Annotated in this window: 16 protein-coding genes; 6 read left to right on the forward strand and 10 right to left on the reverse strand. The window is 66.3% G+C overall.

What is annotated here, in order from left to right; all coding sequences use genetic code 11:
* Nucleotides 1-15 precede the first annotated feature (15 nt).
* The 3 genes from M4I32_RS10725 to M4I32_RS10735 are packed head-to-tail and all read right to left on the reverse strand — an operon-like array spanning nt 16 to nt 8,242.
* A complete protein-coding gene (locus M4I32_RS10725) occupies nt 16-3,405 on the reverse strand; it encodes a DUF499 domain-containing protein (protein ID WP_195692263.1) in 3,390 nt (1,129 codons plus the stop codon).
* 5 nt (nt 3,406-3,410) lie between these two features.
* Nucleotides 3,411-6,197, reverse strand: a complete 2,787-nt coding sequence (locus tag M4I32_RS10730) for a DUF1156 domain-containing protein (protein WP_228177893.1) — start codon at nt 6,195-6,197, stop codon at nt 3,411-3,413.
* A 44-nt stretch (nt 6,198-6,241) separates the two neighbouring features.
* Nucleotides 6,242-8,242, reverse strand: coding sequence for a helicase-related protein (locus tag M4I32_RS10735; RefSeq protein ID WP_195694482.1), 2,001 nt, complete (start codon nt 8,240-8,242; stop codon nt 6,242-6,244).
* Between the two features lie 63 nt (nt 8,243-8,305).
* Between M4I32_RS10735 and M4I32_RS10740 the strand changes: the two genes are divergently transcribed.
* Entirely contained in the window at nt 8,306-9,913 is a 1,608-nt protein-coding gene (locus tag M4I32_RS10740) for a recombinase family protein (protein WP_024476692.1), read from the forward strand.
* Nucleotides 9,914-10,143: 230 nt separating this feature from the next.
* On the opposite strand, the gene M4I32_RS10745 is transcribed toward M4I32_RS10740, so the two are convergent.
* The 6 genes from M4I32_RS10745 to M4I32_RS10770 form a co-directional block, all read right to left on the reverse strand.
* On the reverse strand, nt 10,144-11,112 hold the full coding sequence (locus M4I32_RS10745; protein WP_101852925.1) for an IS481 family transposase: 969 nt from the start codon (nt 11,110-11,112) through the stop codon (nt 10,144-10,146).
* Nucleotides 11,113-11,794: 682 nt separating this feature from the next.
* Complete coding sequence (locus tag M4I32_RS10750; RefSeq protein WP_175987534.1) at nt 11,795-12,448, reverse strand: helix-turn-helix transcriptional regulator; 654 nt, start codon at nt 12,446-12,448, stop codon at nt 11,795-11,797.
* Nucleotides 12,449-13,029: 581 nt separating this feature from the next.
* Entirely contained in the window at nt 13,030-13,884 is an 855-nt protein-coding gene (locus tag M4I32_RS10755) for a helix-turn-helix transcriptional regulator (RefSeq protein WP_024476689.1), read from the reverse strand.
* 49 nt (nt 13,885-13,933) lie between these two features.
* The gene (locus M4I32_RS10760; RefSeq protein ID WP_024476688.1) at nt 13,934-14,623 is read right to left on the reverse strand and encodes an NAD(P)-dependent oxidoreductase; all 690 of its coding nucleotides are present in this window, start codon (nt 14,621-14,623) and stop codon (nt 13,934-13,936) included.
* On the reverse strand, nt 14,620-14,847 hold the full coding sequence (locus tag M4I32_RS10765; RefSeq protein WP_197425747.1) for a hypothetical protein: 228 nt from the start codon (nt 14,845-14,847) through the stop codon (nt 14,620-14,622). The genes M4I32_RS10760 and M4I32_RS10765 overlap by 4 nt, the downstream gene beginning before the upstream one ends.
* 30 nt (nt 14,848-14,877) lie before the next feature.
* A complete protein-coding gene (locus M4I32_RS10770) occupies nt 14,878-15,840 on the reverse strand; it encodes an MFS transporter (RefSeq protein ID WP_319034491.1) in 963 nt (320 codons plus the stop codon).
* Nucleotides 15,841-15,942: 102 nt separating this feature from the next.
* Here M4I32_RS10770 and M4I32_RS10775 point away from each other — a divergent pair, with 102 nt between their 5' ends.
* From M4I32_RS10775 to M4I32_RS10795, 5 genes are all read left to right on the forward strand, one after another.
* Nucleotides 15,943-16,527: a TetR family transcriptional regulator gene (locus tag M4I32_RS10775; protein ID WP_024476687.1), complete on the forward strand. Its 585-nt coding sequence runs from the start codon at nt 15,943-15,945 to the stop codon at nt 16,525-16,527.
* Nucleotides 16,528-16,754: 227 nt separating this feature from the next.
* A complete protein-coding gene (gene mobF, locus M4I32_RS10780; RefSeq protein WP_024476686.1) occupies nt 16,755-20,210 on the forward strand; it encodes a MobF family relaxase in 3,456 nt (1,151 codons plus the stop codon).
* A 103-nt stretch (nt 20,211-20,313) separates the two neighbouring features.
* Nucleotides 20,314-20,550: an addiction module protein gene (locus M4I32_RS10785; RefSeq protein ID WP_024476685.1), complete on the forward strand. Its 237-nt coding sequence runs from the start codon at nt 20,314-20,316 to the stop codon at nt 20,548-20,550.
* Nucleotides 20,547-20,864 carry a type II toxin-antitoxin system RelE/ParE family toxin gene (locus M4I32_RS10790; RefSeq protein ID WP_024476684.1) on the forward strand — a complete coding sequence of 106 codons (318 nt, stop codon included), beginning with the start codon at nt 20,547-20,549 and terminating at the stop codon, nt 20,862-20,864. Before M4I32_RS10785 ends, M4I32_RS10790 begins: the two co-directional genes overlap by 4 nt.
* Nucleotides 20,865-20,908: 44 nt before the next feature.
* A complete protein-coding gene (locus M4I32_RS10795) occupies nt 20,909-21,334 on the forward strand; it encodes a hypothetical protein (RefSeq protein ID WP_231734932.1) in 426 nt (141 codons plus the stop codon).
* A gap of 154 nt (nt 21,335-21,488) precedes the next feature.
* Here M4I32_RS10795 and M4I32_RS10800 read toward each other — a convergent pair whose 3' ends face one another.
* Nucleotides 21,489-21,683, reverse strand: coding sequence for a hypothetical protein (locus tag M4I32_RS10800; protein ID WP_120298671.1), 195 nt, complete (start codon nt 21,681-21,683; stop codon nt 21,489-21,491).
* Nucleotides 21,684-21,692 lie beyond the last annotated feature (9 nt).

The raw sequence follows: 21,692 nt of genomic DNA on the forward strand, positions 1-21,692 counted from the left end.
GTGTCCAGACTCTGGTCAGTTCTCGAAACCGGAGCTCGGGTCGAACTTGAGAACGCGCGCGTTCTCGGAGATCGTGCGCACTTCGCCTTCGTCGAATCCGTCGCTCTTGCTGGCCTGGATGTCGATGGTGATCTCGAGCTTGGCGCCGGCGCCGGCGAGGCGGTCGATGATTTCGCGAGTCACGTTTCCGATGTCGCGCGAGTACCGGTCGGGGTCGACCTTCACGGAGCCGAAGTAGCGGCTCGGGCGTCGCGGCGCGGAGCTCTCTTCGTTCGATCCCTCCTCGTCTGCTTCGTCATCGATCAAGACGACGTCCACCGGGCCGACCTCGGCGGCGCCGTCCTCTGCTGCGCGCCGGGCGGCTTCTCGAGCGGCGGCGGCACGATCTGCAGAGGCCTGTTCGTCGGCCTTGTTCCAGTCCACGAGGAGCGTGCTGTCGGTCACCTGGAGCGCGGCGTTCTGCGCAGGCGGCACGATCAGTCCGCGGTAGCGACTGGCCTCAGTGTCCTTCGCTGACGCGATCGCGAACTTCTCGCCGTCGACGAGGACCGAGTTGAGCGAGCGTTCGATCGCGGAGTCGAGCGTCTCCCTCTTGACGAGGCGCGGCAGGTAGACGTAGCGCGTGAAGTAGCCCCACAACTCGCCAACGCTGATCTCGCCCTTGTCGCGCCACAGCTGCCCAAGCTCCTGATGGAGGGTCGCTCCGAGGATCGGCGCACCCAGCTCGGTCACAAGCTGATCGTCGCGGGACAGCTTTGCGGCGACGCGCTCGGCAAGCGAGCGGCCGCTCGAGTCCGGCACCTTGTCGGTGATCAGCTCGAACGGCTTGGTGGCGTCGAACTGCTCGGGGTAGACCGCCCACACGAAGGTGTCGCGGATTCGATCCGAGACGGTCCGATCCAGGCGCGTGACCCAGTCGTCGGTCTGCTTGCGCTGCTGTACCGACAGGTTGAGGCTCTCGCTGGTCGCCTGCACGCGCTTCCACGCGAGATAGCTGCGAGCAGCGGCCTCCAGGCTCTCCAGCTCGCTCTTATCGGCCACCAGGAACACGAGAGTGTTGCGGTGCACGCGCTGGCTGGCGCCCTTGGTCTCGATCGCCTCGCGCACCCACTGGTGGGCTGAGGAGTTGGCACCGTCGGACTTCCGCCGCGAGTGGCGCGGGTGGACGATCACCAGGCGCGCGTCTTCGAGGTCGGGGATGTCGGCGCTGGATGCCGGCGCGACGTGAACTCGATCGAAGACACCGCGCGCACGTTCCTCGCTGCGAAGTCGCTCGGTGATCTCGTTCCACACGGTCTCGACGTCTTCGCGGAGTCGCTCGGCATAGTCGTTCGCAGTCTTCGTCACCGACGGCTGAGTGTCGAACCAATAGTGGCCCTGTTCCTCGTAGAAGTACGTCGACCGCTGCGCGAGCAGCTCGATCGCACTGCCGAAGTTGCCGAGCGTGTCACCGGGCGCCGCGGTTCCGAGCCAGACGTACTGCTTATCCAAGCCTTTCCGCGACGCCTTGATCCTCGGGGCAGCTCCCATGAAGATCGTTCGCGCGATCCGCTGCGTCACGAACCGCTGGCCCAGATTGGGGCGGTCGAGGTCGATCTGTTGCGCCATCGACCCCGGACCGTCGATGTCCGAGTCGATGATCGGCTTCCACTGGTCCTCGAGATACTGAGTGAGGTCGGTGTTGACCGTCGTCGCTTCCAGCGGCACGTTGCCGGGGAGGATCAGCGGGGACGTGTCGTTCGAAGCCCACAGCTCGTGCACGATGGACGACACGAGCTTGAGCACGCCGCGGGTGCGCTGGAACCGTTCCAACGTTGACCAGTCCTCGTAGAGGCGATCCAGCAGCTCGGGGTGCAGCGGGTACGACGCGCGAATGCGCTGCTCGTAGTCGTCACTCGGTGCCGCGGCATCCCGGGGGAATAAGGCGGTGTTGCTCCGATAAAGAGTGACGAAGCTGCGAGCTACGGCGGAGATCGTGGTCAAGCCCTCAGCGTTCGGCGCCTGGAAGATCCGGCGGCGGACGATCTCGAACGACTCGTCCTTGCTCGACGGTCGCCACTGGTCGGCGACCCGGCGGATCACGTTCTGCAGGCGCTCCAGCGCAAGCTGGCCGTTGGCGCCACCGATCTCGATGTCGCTACCGCTACCCGCATCACCGGTATCAGATGCCGGGATCGAGACGACGAGCATCGCGCCGGGCACTGACCGCACGACCTCCGTCAACGACTGCGCGAACGTGAACTGTGTCTCGAACGAGCCTGACGGAAGCTCCTTGTCCGTGACGAGCTGCCGGGCGTACGCGACCCACTCGTCGATCAGGATCAGCGCCGGCGAGTACTTCGCGATCAGCGTCCGCAGCGCTTCACCGGGGTTCGTCCCAGCACGGTCATCGTCTGCGATGAGGTCGTACGCCGCGCGGCCGCCGAGCTGCCACGCGAGCTCGCCCCAGAGCGTGCGCACCTCGGTCCCGTCGTCCTTAATGAGAGGTGATCCCGCCTTCAAGTACGTGCCGACGAGCGCGACGCGCTTCACGCCCAGCGCCGCAAGATCCGGGTTTCCGGTCTCGGCGATGAGCTCCTGCAGCTCCTGCGGGAAGTCCTTTGCGGGGGTGCCGCTGAAGAGGTGGTAGAGAGCGAGCATCGAGTGCGTCTTGCCACCACCGAAGTTGGTCTGCAGGTTGACGACCGGACTCGCGTTGCCGTCCCCGCCGCCCACGCGTCGGAGCGCGCGCGACAGCAGATCCCGCAGACCCTCTGTGAGGTAGGTGCGGGTAAAGAACTCGACCGGGTCGCCATACTCGGGGCTCGTCGCCTGACCGGTTCGCACGAGATGCAGGTCGGCAGCGAACTCGGATGCCGTGAACTCGCCGCGTGCCACATCATCGTGCGGGCGGATAACCTCGCGCCACGGCCGCAACCCCGAACCCGGGTCGAGCGTCACTGCCGTCCGCTTGACCTGCTTACGCGTCTGATCCTCGAAGACCGTGCGCTGTAGGTCGACCCGGAGCTTACGGACGTCCTCGGCCGAGTCCACCGCTCCAACGGCATGAAGCAGTCGCTCGATCGTGTCGAGCGCGCGCGCCGCGTCATCAGAACTGAACGGCTCGTTGTGCGCCCACAGATTTCGCGTCTCGCGGAGCTCTGAGCCGAAACCCTGCTGCGCACGCGACAGCACGTCCTTGAACCGGTAGCCCTGCTCGGTGATCGCGCGAAGCTGCACCTGCACATCATGCTTAGTCAGCGTTCGGGCTAGTCCACCCCGGCGCTGCGCGTCTTCTTGTGCCCACGCGGCAGGCCAATCCGACGTACCGTAGGCTGCGGTCATCACTTCATCGACGGAATCGAGCAGACCCTCCGACAACAGGTCGAAGGCCTTTCCCACGCGATCACGGTTGTTCATCGCCATCGAGCTCAGTCCCCATCCTCATCGAAGTCGAACGCCTGCTGAACGGCCCGCGGCGTACCGGCGTGCTTTCGCGCCTGCTCGTTCACGTCACCCCACGCACTCACCAGCCCGTTGAAGAGAATCGCGTCTTTGGTGTCGCGCTTCTTCTCGGCCTCGTGGAATAGCAGGAATCCCAACTCCTTCACCGCGTCGAGATTCACCCGCGTCTGAACTGAAGGAAGCAGGGAAGCGACCTGATCGGCTCCGTGCTTTGCCATCACCGCCGCAAGGCGAACCGTCGCCTCCCACACGCTGACGCGCTCGTCGGCGCTCACGTCCCATGCGCCTTCAAGCTGGGTCGGCGAGAGAAGTCGCGCCTTCCCGCCCTTTGCCTCGAAGATGCCCCCGCGCTCAAGCGCTCCGATCGACGTATCGGAAGAGCGCGCAAGCTGGTCAGCAATGCCGGAGTTCTCCTGGGTCCAGCCGTATTGGCGATACCACTTGACTGCGAACCGAGTGTCGGGATCGAAGTCCGACTCTTGCTCGCCGATTACTTCGTCCAGCGTGGCGTTTACGAGCAGGAGTGCGTCCTTCACACTCATGTCGGAGCCATCCGCCTCCCGCACCCGCGAGTACCGGGAGAACACGGATATGCCGGGTCCAATTGCCGCCTGCGCGAGATCGACGGGTGCAATCGCGCCCTGCATCAACGTGCGTAGCGCCTCTGGGAGCTCCGCCTTCAGTGCGGCCACGAACGCTCGTCGGGTCGTCGTAGGCGCATCGCTCGGGCGGGGGCGACAAGCCAGGACAATCGAAGAGGCCAGGGCGTTGGCATTTGAACCGATTAGCCTTCCGCTCATCTCGGTTCGCATGGGCCACGTCGCGGTTATCTCCCACCCAGAGTCAATGAGACCGTCCAGTAGCGTGTGCCAGCCGGTAGAGGAGGTCCCCTCGGCGTTGGCCTCCTGTTGCTTGTACGCGTAATAGACAGTCAGCGGGACATTCGGGTCTGCGCCCTCGCGGACTCGGGCAAAGACCGAGTTGAAGCCCTCGATGAAGAACTTCTCCGCTCCTGCTTTGCCATCATGTCGGTACGGATTAGCGACAAGCTCCTCGAACTTCGGAGTGAGCATAGTCCCAACCGTCTTCGAGTGGATCGTTGAAAGAGATCGTCGCAGCCAGACGTAAAAGAAGTCCGATAGGTCCGAGTAACCGATGTTGTCGTAGTAGGGCGGGTCGGTGGAGATGACGGCGCCCGAGTAGTCACGTGTCGAGGCATCCGCCTGACGTGCGGTGCTTCGACGTCCCGCCGGGAGACGGTCGATGGCGTCGGCCATTCCATCGATCTGGGTTATGAACCCTCCAGACCATGTCGAAAACACATTCGCCTCTGCGTAGTCCCACGCCATGGGAATGGCCTGACGAGAGAACACGTTTCGGATCTTCTGGAGACTGCTGTCCCAGCCGCAACTTGATGACGAGGCGTTGGTTTCTCGGCTGACCGCCAGCGCGAGATACGTTGCGACGGCATCTGCATAAGCCTCCGCGCCAGTCCCTCCATTCTCGAGTCGGTCGCCCTTCGGGAGACCCGCGGCAAGCGCGTCGTCGCGGACCTTCTCGCGGGCGTCCGCGACGAGATCACTCAGCGTGGTCAGCGCAACGAGCTGCCTATTGGTGAAGAGGTCGGAGAACTTCGTCAATCCATAGGCCGGTGGCGAAAACCAACGGGGGTTCGTTGGTACGTCGGCATCGATAGATGAATCCGGACGATCGACCGCCGCGGCCGCGGCCTGCTCTGCAGTGGGCGATAGGTAGAGTCGGCCGCGCGCGCCCTCCGCCACTACGGCTATGAGGTGTGCTCCAAGCTCGCCCCGCTTCCCCGCTTCGCGGACGTAGTCATACGTGAAGGGTGTGCCATCAGCAACCGAGCGGGCGCCTTTCCCGTGCTTGATGGTGCCGTCGTCATCACCCTTCGGGCCGTTGGCGTCATTGTGCACCTCGTAGTGGATCTTTCTGCCGACAACCCGGGCTTCGATCCACGCCTCGCTACCCTTCTTCTTGTTCAGCCACCAGGAGCGAACCAACGGAACCTCGATTGGGTTTGCCGGATTCGGGCTATTGACGGTGCGGGCCCAGATCCAGGCAATGACAGTGTGCTGCGTACCGTCTGGTCCGGTGACCTTGGGGTAAAGATGCCCGATGGTCCGCTCGGCTTGGTCTCGCATCCAGTTGCCGTACGCGCGAACATCCTCCGCCAATCCCTCGGAGCGGCCCCACGCATTGCGGGTCCCAGCAGCGCCTGGATGGACAGGTGGTCGGCCGGCGAAGGTCGGCGGAATCTCGATGAGCGCCTTGTTGATGAGGACCGCGACGGGGTTTAGGTCGCTCGCGTGCGCTTCGAGCCCCAGCCGCTGCGCTTCGAGTGGAATGGCCCCACCGCCGGCGAACGGGTCCAGGACGGAGGGTAGCTTGCCATCGTTGCTCTTGCGGATTTCCGCTCTCGCCTGGGCAAGAAGCGCATCATCATTGCTGTTCTCCCAGATGATCAGCCGCTCGAGCAGTCGATGCAGTCGTGCACGCTCCGCGTCCTGCGCATCGACTGTGGGGAACTCTTCCGGACGAGACGCAGGGTCGTCGACCAGCTGGGCGAAGAGAACGGCGCGTGCGACCGAAATAGGGCGGCGCGCCCAGTAAAGGTGCACCATCAGAGGTAGCCCTTTGCGGATCGACTTTTTCTCACGAGCGGCGGCGAAGTTGATGGCTTCGAGCGGCAGAGACGTCTCGATGAGCTTCTTCTTGGGTGCTGCGTTCACTGATGCATCTCTCGTGGGTCCGTTAGTCGTGTCGCCTGAATCTGTCATCGCGGTGGGCCTCCGCGATCCCAGTAGTCGTGCCATTCCTCGTTGTACGACCGTGTTGTCGCGGACGGCTCAATGTGGGTAAACGCGTCCATGACATAGCGAAGTCGGTCCCGCTTCTCGCCGTCCGGCGACACGAGGACGAGGGCGAGTCGGTGACGGTCGCCCTGCGTCTGCGCGAACGTGACCTCGTTCGTCGTGATGGTGAAGGTGTCGGACCCCTCGATCCGCCCCTTCACCTCGATGTAGTGAATGCGCCCGTCGGGATCGAAGGACTGGATGTCGTATCCGGGATTGTTCCTGGGCATCTCGTGGGGCGTGCGGCCGAGTGCGCGTTCGGTAGCGAGAACGGCTTCGACGGCTCGGCGTTCGACGAGCTCGGTGTTGCGCGCGAAGGTCTGAGGCGCGGCATCCTCGTCGCCAGGCGACAGTCGTTTGCTCGGCACGACGAGTGCTGACCCGCGGACAACGGCGGGAAGTGCGACGAGTTGCGTGCTCTCGTCGAGGGCGCGGAGCCGCTTGTCGAGTCGTTCGTCGAGCTGGCGGGCTCGCTGGAGCGCGGCGTCGGCGCGGAGGCGGCCTATGGTGCCGGAGCGTTCGAGCGCTTCGAGGCGATTGTGCTCGCGGTCCCAATGGTTGATCTCGGCCAGGAGGCGTTCCTTGACCTGCACGCGGGTGCGGTCGACATCCACGGCTATCCGCGCGGCGAGTTCGTCCATGCGAGGTGCGAGTCCGTCTCGATACGCCCACGTCCGGATAGAGCGTTCATGGTCGCTGTTTGCCCACTCGTCCGCGAGGACCTCGGCGATTGCCGCAGCCTCACCCGCGTGTGGTGCGTCGTAGTCGAGGTAGGGCGGCGCAGCAGCGAGCGTGACAGCCCCCGTGGTGTCGAGGACGGGGTAGTCGAAGTGGTGCGACACGGTGTCGGCATCGGTGGTGGCGTTCTGGATGCGCTGCTCGACGGCATACAGCAGTGCAGTGTGCTCGGATTGCTGTTCACGGCGATCGACGAACACGGTTCCTCGTTTGAGCACGGGCCCGAGGTCTTCGATCGTGAGTTCGATGACCGCTTGGAGGAGCGGGTGGCCGGGGGCGAGAAGTGCCGCCTGTGTCTGATTCTCGGGGCGAACGTGTGCAGTCTCGAACGTGGCTCGTTCGTACCGCTCCGGCACAGGTGCCCACCGGTTGAGTCGGCGTGCCGTGTCGATGACGCGCTGTGGTATCCGCGTGATCTCGTATCGGCCCTTCTCGCGCCGACGGATACGGCCACCGAGGCGTTCGAAGGCGGGGAGGAAGAACGCCGCGATGTATCCGGGCTGCAGGCGTCGCTCGCGGGCCTTCTCCATCCGCTCACGGATCTCTTCGAGATTGAGCGAGGAGTACATCTCGGGGTGCAAGGCTCGTTCAGCGACCATGGTGTCGAGCCCGTGGGCGACGCTCGCGTCGATGACTCGGTCGAGCTCGGCCTTGCGTTCCGGCTCGTCGCCGTACCGGATCGCCTCGATCAGCAGTTCACGGAGCGACTTCTCCTGGAAAGCATCCGCGTCGCCGAGAACGTTGAACAGGTTGCCGTTGTACGCGATCGACATCTGGTCGATCTTCGACAGCAACCGCGTGAACACGTCCCCCTCGCGTGTGTCCTTCGCGACCATGTTCCACAAGTGGCACACTTCCCGCTGGCCGATGCGGTGGATGCGGCCGAAACGCTGCTCGATCCGGTTCGGGTTCCACGGCAGGTCGTAATTGACCATGAGGTGCGCCCGCTGCAGGTTGAGGCCTTCGCCCGCGGCATCCGTCGCCAGGAGCACGACGGTGTTGCGGTCGTAGGTGAACTGCTCGCGCGCCGCCTTGCGGTCTTCGCGGCGCGTGCCGCCGTGAATCGTGATGACCGACTCCGGGCGACCCAGCTGCGTCGTGATCTTCTGCCGCAGGTAGTCAAGGGTGTCCTTGTGCTCGGTGAAGATGATGATCTTGCGCGGTTCGCCCGAGTCGTCGTGCACGAGTAGCCGAGGTTCTGTAAACGCACCTACCTCTCGATGAGAGCTAGGAAGGCGGTGGCTGAGATGAGCCACGATCAGCAGGAACGAACCGCAGGCAATGAGCCGAACGACCAGGCGACGGCGCAGGCGTCGCCGTCGTTGCGGGCGGTGGTGTATGTGCGGATCAGTGATGATCCCGAGGGCACCGAGCGCGGTGTTGACCGGCAGGAAGCTGACTGCCGGGCGTATGCGGCAGCGCACGGGTGGGAAGTCGCCCAGGTGTACCGGGAGAACGACACGTCGGCGTTCAAGCAGCGCACGATCACACTCCCGACGGGTGAGCGGGTGCGGCGCGTGGTGCGCCCGGAGTTCCGCGCGATGTTGAAGCACCTCAGCGAGCAGCGCGCCGGGGTGATGATCGCCTACGACCTGGATCGGGCGGTGCGCGACCCGAGAGACTTGGAAGACCTGATCGACGCCAAGGTACTCAACGGCTTCAGCGTCCGCTCCGTGACCGGCTCGCTGAGGTTGGATACGGATTCTGATGTGGCGATGGCGCGGGTGCTGGTCGCGATGGCGAACAAGTCCTCAGCCGACACCGCCCGCCGTGTCGCTCGGGCGGCGAAGCAGCAGGCCATCGAGGGCACTTGGCATGGTGGGCAGGTGCCGTTCGGCTACCGCGCCGAGAACCACACGCTCGTGATCGACCCCGAGGCTGCCGAGTTGGTGCGGGAAGCCGCGCGGCGGGTGCTGGCCGGAGAGACGTTGTACCGGATTCTCACCGACTGGAACCGGCGGGGTATCCGTACGACGCACGGGTGCCGGTGGTCGGATCGGACACTCAAACTGGTGCTGCGCAACCCCTCGATCAAGGGGGTACGGGAGTATCGACCGTTGTTGCCGGACGGCACCCGGTCGAAAACCTCCCTGATGCAGACGACCGCCGCGTGGCCCGCGATCTTGGACGAGGACACCTGGCAGCAGGTCTCCGATGTGCTCGATGCCCGCAAGCAGGCCCGAAACTTCCATCAGCCCGGCAGTGGGGCGGCGAAACGGCTGTATCCGTTCTCGGGTCTGATCCGCTGCTCGACCTGCGGACGCGCCATGCTGCATCGCGGCCAGGTGTATCAGTGTGTGCAACAGGTGCCGGGCGGGTGCAACCGCTCGATCCGTTCCGGCGACCTCACCAAACTCGTGGAGGAAGCCGTGCTCGCGACGTTCGAGCAGATCACCCTCAACCCCGCCAAGCGCCAGTCTCCGGGCGCGGATCAGGCCGCACGAGTGGGGCTTGCCGCGACGCTCGATGCCGACCGGGAACGCCTCGCCCGGCTCGATGATGACTACTACGACGGGTTGATCGACAAGTCGATGTGGGTGCGGCAACGCTCACGGATCGCCGAACGCATCGAACGCACCCGCCGCGAGTACGCCGCCACGGTGCCGGAGCACACTGGCCCGTCGATTGATATGACGACCGTCGCACAGGAGTGGGCCGACCGTACCCCGATGTGGCAGCACCAGGCCGCCAGTCTCGTCCTTGAAGCCGTCCTCGTTCACGCCCTGCCCAGGGGGATGAACGGCGCGACACCGGCGAGGCGGCGCAATGAGACCGTCGAAGCGTTTCATGCCCGCCGTGAGGTGTACCGGGCGGGGATTCTCGCACATCGGGTCGAGTTCGTCTGGCGCGCCTAACGCCCCCGCGCCTTCGGCAGGCCGCAGAGGGCTTGCAGTTGCTCACGCACCCGTGGGTCAGCGATGACCGGAGGCAGGCCCTGCGCTGCGCGGCTCTCCCGCGCGAGGCGTGCGCCGAGTGGTTCGGGGGCATCGGTCGAGGCTGGTTCGGGCGTGGTTGTGGTGGTCTGCGTCGAGGTATCCATGTAGACAGGTACGACAGGCAAACCACAACATCTAGTTGTACGGGGTCAGGACGTTGGTTGCAGTCGGCTGATCGGGGGGTTGCCTCCGAGGGCTGAGTGGCGTCGTCCAGTGTTGTAGTGCTCGAGCCAGGGGTCAAGTGCTGCGGTGCGGTCGTCGTTCGAGGTGAACGGTTGCCGGTAGGCCCATTCGGTTTGCAGGGTCCGGTTGAACCTCTCCACCTTGCCGTTCTGCCACGGGCAGTGCGGTTTGATGAACTTCTGCCGGATGCCGTGCGCGCCGCAGACGCCGCGCAGCGACCATCGGTAGGCCCAGGCGTTGTCGGTGATCAGCCGCTCGATGCGGGGGATGCCGTGCGCGGCGAAGTAGCCGATGGCGCGTTCGAGGAACGCGGCGCAGGTCGGGCCCTTCTCGTCGGGGAGGACCTCGGAGTATGCGAGCCGGGAGTGGTCGTCGACGACGGAGTGCACGTAGTCGTAGCCGACGACGGTCTGTTTCCGGGCGGCTGTGGAGCCCATCGCTCTGCCGTGCGCCTTCCACCCGCCGCCGTCGGGGATGCGACCGAGCTTCTTCACGTCCATGTGCACCAGCTCGCCGGGCTGCTCGCGTTCATAGCGGACCGCTGTGGTCTTCGACGCGCGGATCCGCTCCCCGGTCATCGGGTCCAGATCGACCAGACGAGGCAGCCCGGACCGGGCGATGATGCGCGACACCGTCCGCGCCGGCACCCCGGTGCGGGCCGCGACCTCGTCACGGCCGACTCGTTCCTTCTTCCGGATCGCGACCACCGCCGCGGCCCTGGCATCGGGGGTGCGGTTGGCGACGTGGTGAGGCCGCGAGGAGCGATCGTAGAGACCGGCTTCACCCTCGGCGCGGTAGCGGTCCAGCCACCGCTTCACGCAGCGTCGGGACACGCCCATTGCCGCGGCGATATGCGCCTGCTTCCACCCGGCACCGGCACGATGGACGATGAGCAGCCTGCCGTGCACGGTCAAGCGGGCATTACGGTGGGACACGAGAACCTCCGAGTTCGTGAAGACGTCAGACATCTCCACTAAGCCCGGAGGTTCTCCCCTTTCACAAGACCGGAAACGCCACCAACCTCATGGCCGGGTACATCTAGTACCTGGCATCGAGTTGAGGTACTATATGCAGACTTATCCACAGGGAGCTACCTGCGACCGACCCCAAACGGGGTATGTCACGGGGGTGCCGATTCGGTACCCTCGTGAACCGGCTCAACGGTGCCGCAAATTTTGCGGCACCGTTCGCGCCCGTGACGGCCAGCCGAGCGGAGCGAAAGCGCAGGTCCGACGGTGGTGGCGATTCGACACCACCGTGAACGGTCGCGGTGAGGTCGCAGCGGATGCGGCTTGGTTCGCGGGGGCAACGGCGAAACTCCTGGTCGGACGGTGGTGCCAATTTGCCACCACCGTCACGAGAACCACAACGAGCAGCACAGCGGGCCGAGGTCGCAGGCTGGACGGTGTGGGAAATTTTCCCCGACCGTCGCCCCGCGAGTGTGGTGCCGCCGATTCGACGGAACCACCCCGGCCGGGAGTAAAAGCCCTGGTCGCACGGTTCCGGCAATTTGCCGGAACCGTCACCCCCACCCCGACATGCAGGCGCGCCGGAGCGTATCGCGGTCGCGTGGTGGCGGTGCTCATCGTCGGGTTCCTCCGGTCGTGTGGGCAGGTGTCAGTAGGTAGGTGCGCACCCGTTCCCACGGGAGTCGTCGGCGCGTGCGGTGGCGATGCCGACGCCCGGCCCCGCCCGGCTCGCGGACGGTGGGCCGTAGCGCCGGTACTCGATGGGGGTCACGCCCATGTAGCGGCGGAAGATGCGCGAGGCTTGCCCGCAGTGGTGGCACCAGCCGACCCGTTCGGTGATCGTGCCGATGAGCAGATCGGTTTCGCGGATCAGGCGCGCCATCTCCTGTACGCGCAGGATCGACAGGTACACCGGCGGCGTCACCCCGAACGAGTCCTTGAACACCCGATTGAGCTGACTCGGCGACAGGCAGGCGTGCGCGTCCAGTTCGGTGAGCGGCCACTGCCTGGCGATGTTGCTCTGCATGAGCGCCGCCGTGCGCATAATCTCGCGGCGCACCGGCTTGAACTCCCGCCACCGGGGAGGCGCGACCCGCACGGCCCGCTGCCGAGAGGTCAGCGGCGGCACCTCCACCGGCGCGTGACGAACCAGCGGCGCGATGGCGGCGAGCACCGTGAACAGCAGCGCATACGCACGGAAGTAGCCGCGCGGCGATTGGTCTTCGCCGGTGAGTGTGGCGAGTTCATCGAGGATCGGCCCGAGCCGTTCGGCCTGCGATTCTCCGACGCGCAGCACCTGCACCGGATCGGGATACAGGTGAGTTGCGAGGTCGCGTGCGGCTTCGCCGTCCGCGAGCACGTCGAGGTGCTGCCAGAACAACTGCTCGACCAGTAATCGGTATCCACTGCCACTGTCCTCACCGTGACGGTGCCCTCGGGTTCGTACCCGAACTCGACGTTCGGGGCGACCAGCACCACATCACCCACCGACGCCGACCCGCCCGCATCGGCATCGGCATCGGCATCGGTGAGGATGATCGAGCCGTCGCGCACGACCACGAAGCGCACACAGTCATAGGCGGTCGCCGCCAATATGCGACGGTGACGGATGCTGGTGACATAGACGCAACTCCACGGCTCGACCGGCTGCACTATCGCGGGGTGCGGCGACTGCGGCGTCCTTGTAGGCTCATGACCGGTCGGCGTGGTCGCCGGGCGTTCGAGTAGCAGCGACATGACGACCTCCCTTCTCTGACCACCCCCGAGCAACCAGGGGGAAGAACCGGCCTACCAAGCACCGGCGGTCGCGGCGAAGCAGGAGACGAGCAGGCCGGGCGTTTCCCGGTCACTCCGGCACTTTGCCGGGCAGCGCGACCGGCTCGGTCATGGGAGGTCGGTCATGAGCGGGCGCATGTCTCGGTAGCGGCTCGGTGTCACTCCGGTGTGCGCTGTGGATGCTTCTACCGCGCGCGACCGGCTCCGCCACCCCACCCGCTGCCCGGTGGCGGTGACGGTGATGTTCGTCTCGCGTAGGAGCCGCGCCATCTCTTGCACGCGGAGCATCACCAGGTAGGCGGTCGGGGTCTTCCCGAACGTGTCCGTGAACACGCGCACCAGGTGCTTCGGAGAGAGCCGCACCAGGGCTGCCAGTTCCGCGAGCGTCCACGGGTGCGTGATCCGGCTGTGCAGCGCGTCGCGCACCAGCATCGCCTCACGACGCAACGGTTCAGGCACCCGACTTCGAGCGGAGAACGGGCGAGCGCGGGCACGTTGCAGCCGGGTCAGCCGCACCGTCGAGACGCGGATGCACGGCGCGATCACATCGGTGATGAGGAACCAGAGCGCCTGCATCCGATGGAACCGTTCCAGGTACTTGCCCTCGACGGTGAGGGCGACCAGCTCGTCCAGCCACGGCAACAACCGCCCGGCTCGATCCCGGCCCAGGTGCAGTACCTGGGCAGGTTCGGTGTACACCTTTCCCGCGAAGTCGTGGGCGTCGAGGCGGTCGTGCAAGATCGCGGAGTGTTGCCAGAAGAACTGATCCAGCGCCATGTCGGTGTCGATGTAGACCGTCGTATAGGTGACCCGCCCCTCGGGTTCGACGCCGAACAGCACGCTCGGCCCCAGCAGCACCGCGTCGCCAAAGCTGACGGGTTGCTGTCCGAACTCGCTGAACACGATGGCCGTGCCGTCACGGATCACAACGAGCCGGACAACGTTGTACGCCGCCAGGCCCACAGGTCGATGCGTCGTCCGTGTCCGAGCCGACAACGGCGGGGAGATGCGCCTATCCACTCATCGGGTGCTTTTCTGTCAGTTCACTGGGCCATGCGATGAGTTGCGTGCGAGTGTCGTCCTTGGTGGAAGTCTCCGCGACTGCCGCTCCGAAGTCGGCATAACTGATCGCTTGTCGGGTGAACGCAGTCTCGTCTGTGGAAGGGGAGACTCGTTCCCAGCGTGCTGTCGTCGGCCCCTCCGGTTCGTAGACGGGCGGCGGGATCAGATACGCCCATTCTGATCCTGCGTTGCCCGCTTCGAGGTGGTCGCGCAGCATGGCGTGTGCTCTCCCGCGCGGCAGTGTGGGTTCTGGGAACCGGGGGTCTTGCCAGAACCGTCTGTCTCCAGGGAGTCGGAGTGCTCCTGCTCCGCCGACCGTGACGATCCGGGCCGGAGCGCCGTTGGCCTTGGTGCTTGCCTCGATGAGTCGATCATGTACGGCCACGAGTTCGGTCGGGGCGATGTCCTCACGCAGTCGGATCGCGTTCATGACGACGTCGATGCCGTGCATTGCTTGCGTGAGACTGGCGTTCTCAGCGATGTTCACGACCGTGGAGGTCAGCGATGCAGCAGTCTTGGCGAGCCGCGTGGTGTCTGCCGGATCGCGCAGCGCAGCGGTCGCCTCGATGCCTGCGGGGAGATGAGCGAGGATGGCGGCTCCGGTGCGCCCGGTCGCGCCGAGAATCAGGATGCGAGTCATACAGGTACCTCCGAAGCGGGCGTGCGGGTGAGTCGGGCGAACCCGGTGAGGCTGGCGACGGCGAGCACCATGAGCGCGGCGAGACTGACGAGCAGGATCGGGAAGTCCAAGCCCAGGTAGGCAGTGAGTGGGCCGACGCTGGCACCGAGGAACAGCACGAATCCGTTGAGCGCCATCCCACCGGCCCGGTTCGGGGCGGCGGTCTCGCCGAACAGGGTGATCATCGCGGGCACCGCGAGCGCGACCCCAGTGACTCACACGAGACTCGCCAGCGCCGTGCCCGCGAGGGATGCCGAGAGTGCGGCTTCGATCAGCAGCCCAATCGCGGCGAGGGCGAACCCGGCACGTGCAACCCCCGCGCCGCCGAGACGCTTCGCAATAGCGCCCGCGAAGAGGGAGGCGAACATGCCCGGCAGCCCGACGAGGCGGAGCCAGATCACCTGCGATGAGTCCAGGCAGAGGTCGGTCAGGTGCGGGCCGAGGCCGGTGTACATGCCGACGAACGACAACAGCAGCGTTAGGTGCGCGAGGCTCAGTAGCAGCACCGAGGGGCGTGTGGCGACCCTCCCGACTACGGCGAAGCGACGCACCAGGCTCGCATCGTCTCTGCGACTGTGCGGCTCGGTGACGAGCACGGCGACGCCGATCATGCCGAGGCCGAGCATGATGCCGGAGAGGATGAACACCCACTGCCAGCCCAACGTCAGGCTGAGCGCGGAGGCGAGTACTTGGCCTGCGATCCCGGCAACGAGGAATGCCGTCGACATGGCCCCGATCGCCGTTGCCCGACGCTTCAGCGGGGTCGCTTCGGCCAGATACGCGAGCGCAACCGGCGCGAAACTCGACGCCATCACCCCCTGCACCCCGCGCAGCGCAGCAAGCATCGGCACCGTGGAGGCGAAGCCGCAGGCGATGGTCGCGACGGTGAGATACACCAGGCCGATGAGCATGATCCGCTTCCGCCCGTACTGATCGGCCAACGGCCCCCAGATCAGGAACCCGACCGCATAGCACACGCTGAACACCGTCGAGAGCGCGAACGTCACATCAGAGCCGAGTTCCGCACCGATCGGGGCGATCAGCGGGATTGCCGCGTACAACTGCGTGAGCACCAGCAGCGCCGTGACCACGAGCAGCACGACCACGCCGTTCCCTGCCGGGTGCTCGCGCGCCTCGCCTGCTCCCGCTATCTGTTCCGTCGAGTTCGCAGACACCACCACTCCAAATCCAACGTTTCCGTTGGATTTGACTGTAGTAGGCTAACCGCGAAGACGCAACGTGAGCGTTGGGTTTACCGCACGAGACGGGAGGTGGGAACGATGGGCTGGGATGTTGAGGGCAGGAAGCGCCGCATCCTCGACGCGGCGGTGGCCGAGTTCGCCGCGCACGGGCCGCACGGCACGACCATCGAGCGCATCGCCAAGGCCGCCGGGGTGAACAAGGAGCGCGTCTACACGCACTTCGGGGGCAAGGACAGACTTTTCGCCACCGTACTGCGCGAGGAACTGGCGAAGGTAGCCCGCGACGTGCCCGTCGAATCATTCGCAACCGAGGACGTGGGCGACTACGCCGGGCGCGTCTACGACTACCACCGCGAGCACCCCGAACTCGGCAGGCTCATGCGCTGGGAAGGGCTCGTCTTCGACACCGAAGTACCCGACGAGGCCGAGCGGCGCGAATACTACGGATACAAAGTCGCCGCCATGACCGACGGACAGGCCAAGGGCACAGTAACGAGCGACCTCGACGCCGACCACCTGATGTTCCTCGTGCTCTCACTCGCCGGATGGTGGTCAGCGGTACCGCAGGTCGCCCGCATGATCACCGGAGCCGAGAGCGACGCCGAACACGCACGCCGCCGTGCCTCCGTCGTCACCGCTGCCCGAAGACTCATCGGGCAGTAATCAGGTCACGAAGTTCGCCGAGAAGACTAGTCACTTCATCGAACCGAACTCCGAAAGTTCCCTCGAACTTTGTGACGCCAACTCTTGCCAGCGACACTCTGTGCGACGCTCTCGCGCTGACGCTCGGCTCCATCAGTCATCTGCCCCCTATCTCAGTGAGGCACGTATTTTACGGCGGGGCCGTAGTGCGCACCTCTCTCACGAGACGACTCGTGAGGGAGGCCAGAGTGAAGGGTGGAGTGAAGCTGTTCCACGGCAGCGGTGCTGCCGCGCGCGCCTATGTCGAGGCCGACCGCTCCCGCGCTGACGAGTACTACCTCGGCGCAGACCAGGCCGTGGCCGAGTACGCCGTGATCGACGCGACCGGCGAGGTCACCGCTGCTCGGTCGCTGTCGGCGGATGAGTACGAAGCCTGGGTCGATTGGGTGAACCCGGACACCGGGGAGTCGATGGGTACCCCGCGCAAGCCGGGCAAGGTGCGTCGGGGGTCGCCGTTGTTCGCGGAGATGACGATCAACGCGCCGAAGAGCCTGTCGGTCGCCGCCGCACTCCACCCGGACGTGTCCGAGGCGTTGGACGCGACGCAGCGGGATGCGGCGCGGGAGATTCAGCACTTCCTTGGTCAGCATTCGGTCACGTTGGCGGGGCCGCGCGGCGCGCAGGAGGTGCTGCCGGTCGAGCACATGCAGACCGTCGCGATCACGCACAAGACGAGTCGTGCGGGTGATCCGCACCGGCATATCCATTTCCAGATTGGCACGAGGGTGTGGGCGGGCGGGAAGTGGCGGGCGCTGACCACGGCGGCGTTGTTCCAGCAGCAGGGCGCGATCCGTGCTCTCGGTACGGCGGTGATCGCCGCGCACCCCCAGCTCGCCGCCACGCTCTCCGAGCATGGCCTGACCCTCGACCCCGTAAGCGGTGAGGTTGTGGAGTTGGAGCCGTTCAACGCCGTCATGTCGAAGCGGTCGGCGCAGATCAGACGCAACCTGGAACGCATGGAGGCCGAGTGGCAAGCGAAGCATCCCGGCGAGACGCCCGGCCCGGTGTTGACCGCTCGGATGCAGGACGCGGCGTGGGCGTTCCAGCGGCCCGGCAAGAAACCGGCGGACTTGAAGAACGAGCAGTGGTGGCAGCAGGAACTCCGAGACGCCGGCTACCACCCCGAGAGCTTGCAGCACCCCGACACCGTTGCGCCGGCATCGCTGGATGACCTCAGCGTGCAACAGGTCGCCAGTCGTGCGCTGGATCGCTGCGCGGCGGCTGCATCGACCTGGACACCGCACACCGTGCGAGAGCACGTCACCCGCATCACCACCGAGGCAGGCGTGCAAGCGACCCCGGCGGAGTTGCGCGAGTTCATCGACCTCGCCACCGGACTCGCCGCCTCGGATTGTTTCTCGGTGCTGCCGCCGGGCATGGTGCAACCCGAGCACGTCGCCCACCTCACCAGCCTTGGCGTCGTCGCCGCCGAGACCGCACTCCGCGACCAACTCACCGCCGCGACGCCGGAACGGGAGCCGAAGCACCCCGACGTGACCGACGCTGCGCAAGCCGCCGGACTCGACACCGGGCAGACCGTGGCCGCCGCTGCCGTCGCCTCGACCAACCCGCTCGTGATTGTCGAGGGCGCGGCGGGCGCAGGCAAGACCACCATGCTCGGCGTCGCCATCGAGGTTGCAGCCGAGCACGGGCGATCCTCGCGGGTGGTTGCGCCGACGTTGCGTGCGGCGCAGGTCGCCCACGAAGAACTCGGCGTGCCCGCAACCTCCGTCGCGGCGCTCGTGTATGCGCATGGGTGGCGGTGGAACGAGGACGGCGTATGGACACGCCTCGCACCCGGCGACACCGACCCTGCAACCGGGAACATCTACACCGGCCCACCAAACGACGCCGTGCTGTCGCGGGGTGAGCGGGTGATCGTGGACGAAGCGGGGATGCTCGACCAGGACACCGCCCTCGCTCTGCTGACCGTCACCGCCGAGGCAGGCGCGTCGGTCGCGTTCGTGGGCGACCGGGCGCAGCTCCCGGCGGTCGGGCGCGGCGGGGTGCTCGACATGGCCGCCCAGATTCGTGGCCGTACCTACGACATGACCGAACTCCACAGGTTCACCGATGCCGAGTATGCGGCGTTGACGTTGGTCATGCGTGACCGGGAGCACCCCGGCGACGTGTTCGACCGACTCGCCACGATGGGCCTCGTGACCTTGCATGCCGACGAGGAAGCGGCCCGCGAGCACATCACCGCCCACGCCCACGACGGCGAAGCGATCACCGTCGCCACCAACGACGAGGCCACCGAGCTGAACGAGCACATCCGCGCCGGGCGGGTCGAGCGCGGCGAGGTCGACGACACTATGACGACGACCGGCAGCGACGGGCTGAGCATCGGCGCTGGCGACCTGATCCAGACCCGGAAGAACAGCAGCGACCTCGGCGTGGCAAACCGGCAGCAATGGATCGTGCAGCATGTGACCGACGAGGGCAGCGTCTACGCCCGCGAAGTCAGCGGCGGAGGCAAGCACAGCCGCACCGTCGCCCTCCCCGCCGAGTACGTGAGCGAGTGGGCGCACCTGTCGTATGCCGCGACCGCCTACGGCGTCCAAGGCGCAACCGTCGATGCCTCCCACACGGCCTTGTCGGAGGCGACGAGCGCGGCAGGCGTCTACGTCGGCATGACGAGAGGCCGCCAACAGAACCAACTCCACGTCGTCGCCGCTGATATGGCGGATGCGCGGGCGCGGTTCGTTGAGGCGATGGAACGCGACCCGGCAGACCGTGGCCTCGACCACGCCACCGCCCAAGCCATCGACGCCGTGCAAGGCCTCGTCAGCGATGGCCCCGTGCAGCTCATCACCGAAGAACTCGCCCGCCTCACCGCCGAAGCCGAACGAGCCGAACGTGCGGCGGAACGCTGGGAGCAGACCGCTGCCAGGTTCGACGCCCAGCGCGCAACACACAAGACCGAGGACGACGAGCACGCCGACGTGCTCCGCCACGCCGAGGACGAGGCGGCGCGCATCCGTGCCGAAATCGCGGAACCGTTGACGGTGCAGGCCGAGGCAGACGGCACCACCTATCTCGATGCTGTCGAGCGCGAGGCCGCCGCAAGCAGCCGACTCGCCACCGTCGGCAGGCTCGGCAGGCGCAAGGCCCGCGCGGAGCACCGCCAGACGAGCGAGCACACCCGGACGGTTCGGGCACGGGTGCGCGAAACATGGGGCGAACCACCCCGCACCACCGACACCCTGCCCGAGTGGGCGGCACGACAGGCCGAGCGTCGCGCCGAGGCCGATCCCCGCGTGATCGACGCCGCCCAGCACGTCGAGGCCGCGCGAGCCGACCGTGACGAGTTGCGGCAGCGGCACGAGCAGGAACGCCGGGCGTTGCTGGTCAGCGAGTACGGGCCGCAGGCGGTGATGCGCCACCGGGTCGGGATGCGACTGCCGAACCCAGCACAGCAAGCAGGACAGGCGCACCAGCAAGCCACCGCGCTCCGAGCCGAGGCCGACTACCTCCGCGCGCTACCGATCCGCGACGCCGCCGCACGGATCGAAACCACCCGCGCCGAGCACGAAGCAAGGCAGCAAGCACTCGCCGAACGCGAACGGCAACTCCGCGAGCCGACCGAACGCGACCCGCGGCGCAACGACCCGCGACATGACGGGCCAGCACGCGGCCTATGAGCATCAGCAGCACGTCGCGTCGGCGTGACGTTCACAGCAGCCCCGCAACCCGAGCCACAGACGCCCAGCGCGATTGTCGGCCGTTCGACGTACACTTGAATACATGACACCCGACACCGCAACTCTGATCCGAGACGGCCTCGCGCTCGACGCCGATCAGCGCGCGGTCGTCGCTAACGCCCTGCTCGAAAGCCTCCATGATGCAGACGACGAGAGCGAGGTCGATGCAGCCTGGCGTGCCGAGGCTACCCGGCGACTGGCCGAGGTGCGTGAGGGTGCGGTCGATCTGGTGGATGCCGACGAGCACTACGAGCGTTTGCGCGCCTTGCTCACCGCATGACCTTGGCCCAGCGAGAGCACCCCGAGGCCGTCGCGGAGTTCGACGCCGCCGTGCGCTGGTACGAAGACCAGGAGCCAGGGATCGGCCTTGCGCTCATCGACCGAGCAAGGCAAGCCCGGAAAGACCTCGACCAATGGCCGAACGCCGCCCCACCATTCACGACCGCTGACGATGGCACCGTGATCCGCAGCAAGGCCGTTCGCGGATACCCGTACCGCATCGTCTACACGGTGGAGCCGGACACGATCCTGATCCTCGCCTACGCCCACGAGCGCCGCGAACCCGGCTACTGGCTCCACCGGCTGAACGACTGAACAGCACGCCGCCGGGCTCATGGCTCGGATCGGGTCTCGCGTACATTTCTGGCGCCGTCGAACCCGGTGGTGAGGTCAGCGAGGAGCAGCTCCGCCGTCTCATGGGGCACGGCCAGGACCCCAACACGAGCGAACAGTTGGGTCGTCCGTACCGCCGATTCGCAAGCACTGCCGAGCGAGTTGCCCGTCGGCTTGAGAAGCTTCCCGAGACCCTCGCTCCCGCTGATAGGGGTGCACAGGTGGCGTTGATCGAGGCGGAAGAGGCAGGGAAACCGACGGGTGTGTTCGGCGAAGTCGGTGAGGCGGGCGAGGTTCTGTCGGGTCTTGACGGCGAGGTAGCGGCCGTTGACTTTCCGGTCTTCGTTGATCTCAAGCAGGGCTTCGGCGGCATGCTGGCGGACGTAGGGGTCTTCGGCGTCGTCGGCGGCGATCTGTGGCCCAGACTTCGCGAATTCGGGCAGGGGTACTAAAGCCCACCCCCTGTTCCCGATCGGGCACACTGCAGAACTTACTCTCTCCCTCGCCGCCATCTGCAGTGCACGCGACTTCGCGATGGTTTGGACGCGGCTGTCGAGCGAGCCGAAGGTGAGGCGAGCAAGGCAGATCGCGCCTACGTTCGAGCCATCACCTTCGCCGCCGGTCAGTTGCTTCGCGCAGTCGCCGAAGTCCACCGGGCAAGCCTGGCGAGCCGTATTCGTCGGCGGTCTCGAGGCAGCGGTCGTGTGTGCAGCGCATGATGGCGGAGAGCCGGTCCTGCGTGTAGTCGAATGTCCAGGAGCCGCGCGAGGCGTTCTGCTGCGTCTCCAGAGCGCGCTGAATTTACCAGAT

Source organism: Microbacterium sp. LRZ72 (genome assembly GCF_033792225.1).
Classification (GTDB): Bacteria; Actinomycetota; Actinomycetes; order Actinomycetales; family Microbacteriaceae; genus Microbacterium.

Excerpts from the sequence above, each read along its gene's own strand:
- M4I32_RS10765 (WP_197425747.1), bottom strand. The coding sequence starts at position 14,847 with ATGATCACCCTGTTCGGCGAGACCGCCGCCCCGAACCGGGCCGGTGGG.
- M4I32_RS10785 (WP_024476685.1), top strand. The coding sequence starts at position 20,314 with ATGACACCCGACACCGCAACTCTGATCCGAGACGGCCTCGCGCTCGAC.
- M4I32_RS10725 (WP_195692263.1), bottom strand. The coding sequence starts at position 3,405 with ATGGCGATGAACAACCGTGATCGCGTGGGAAAGGCCTTCGACCTGTTG.
- M4I32_RS10775 (WP_024476687.1), top strand. The coding sequence starts at position 15,943 with ATGGGCTGGGATGTTGAGGGCAGGAAGCGCCGCATCCTCGACGCGGCG.
- M4I32_RS10740 (WP_024476692.1), top strand. The coding sequence starts at position 8,306 with ATGAGCCACGATCAGCAGGAACGAACCGCAGGCAATGAGCCGAACGAC.
- M4I32_RS10760 (WP_024476688.1), bottom strand. The coding sequence starts at position 14,623 with ATGACTCGCATCCTGATTCTCGGCGCGACCGGGCGCACCGGAGCCGCC.
- M4I32_RS10790 (WP_024476684.1), top strand. The coding sequence starts at position 20,547 with ATGACCTTGGCCCAGCGAGAGCACCCCGAGGCCGTCGCGGAGTTCGAC.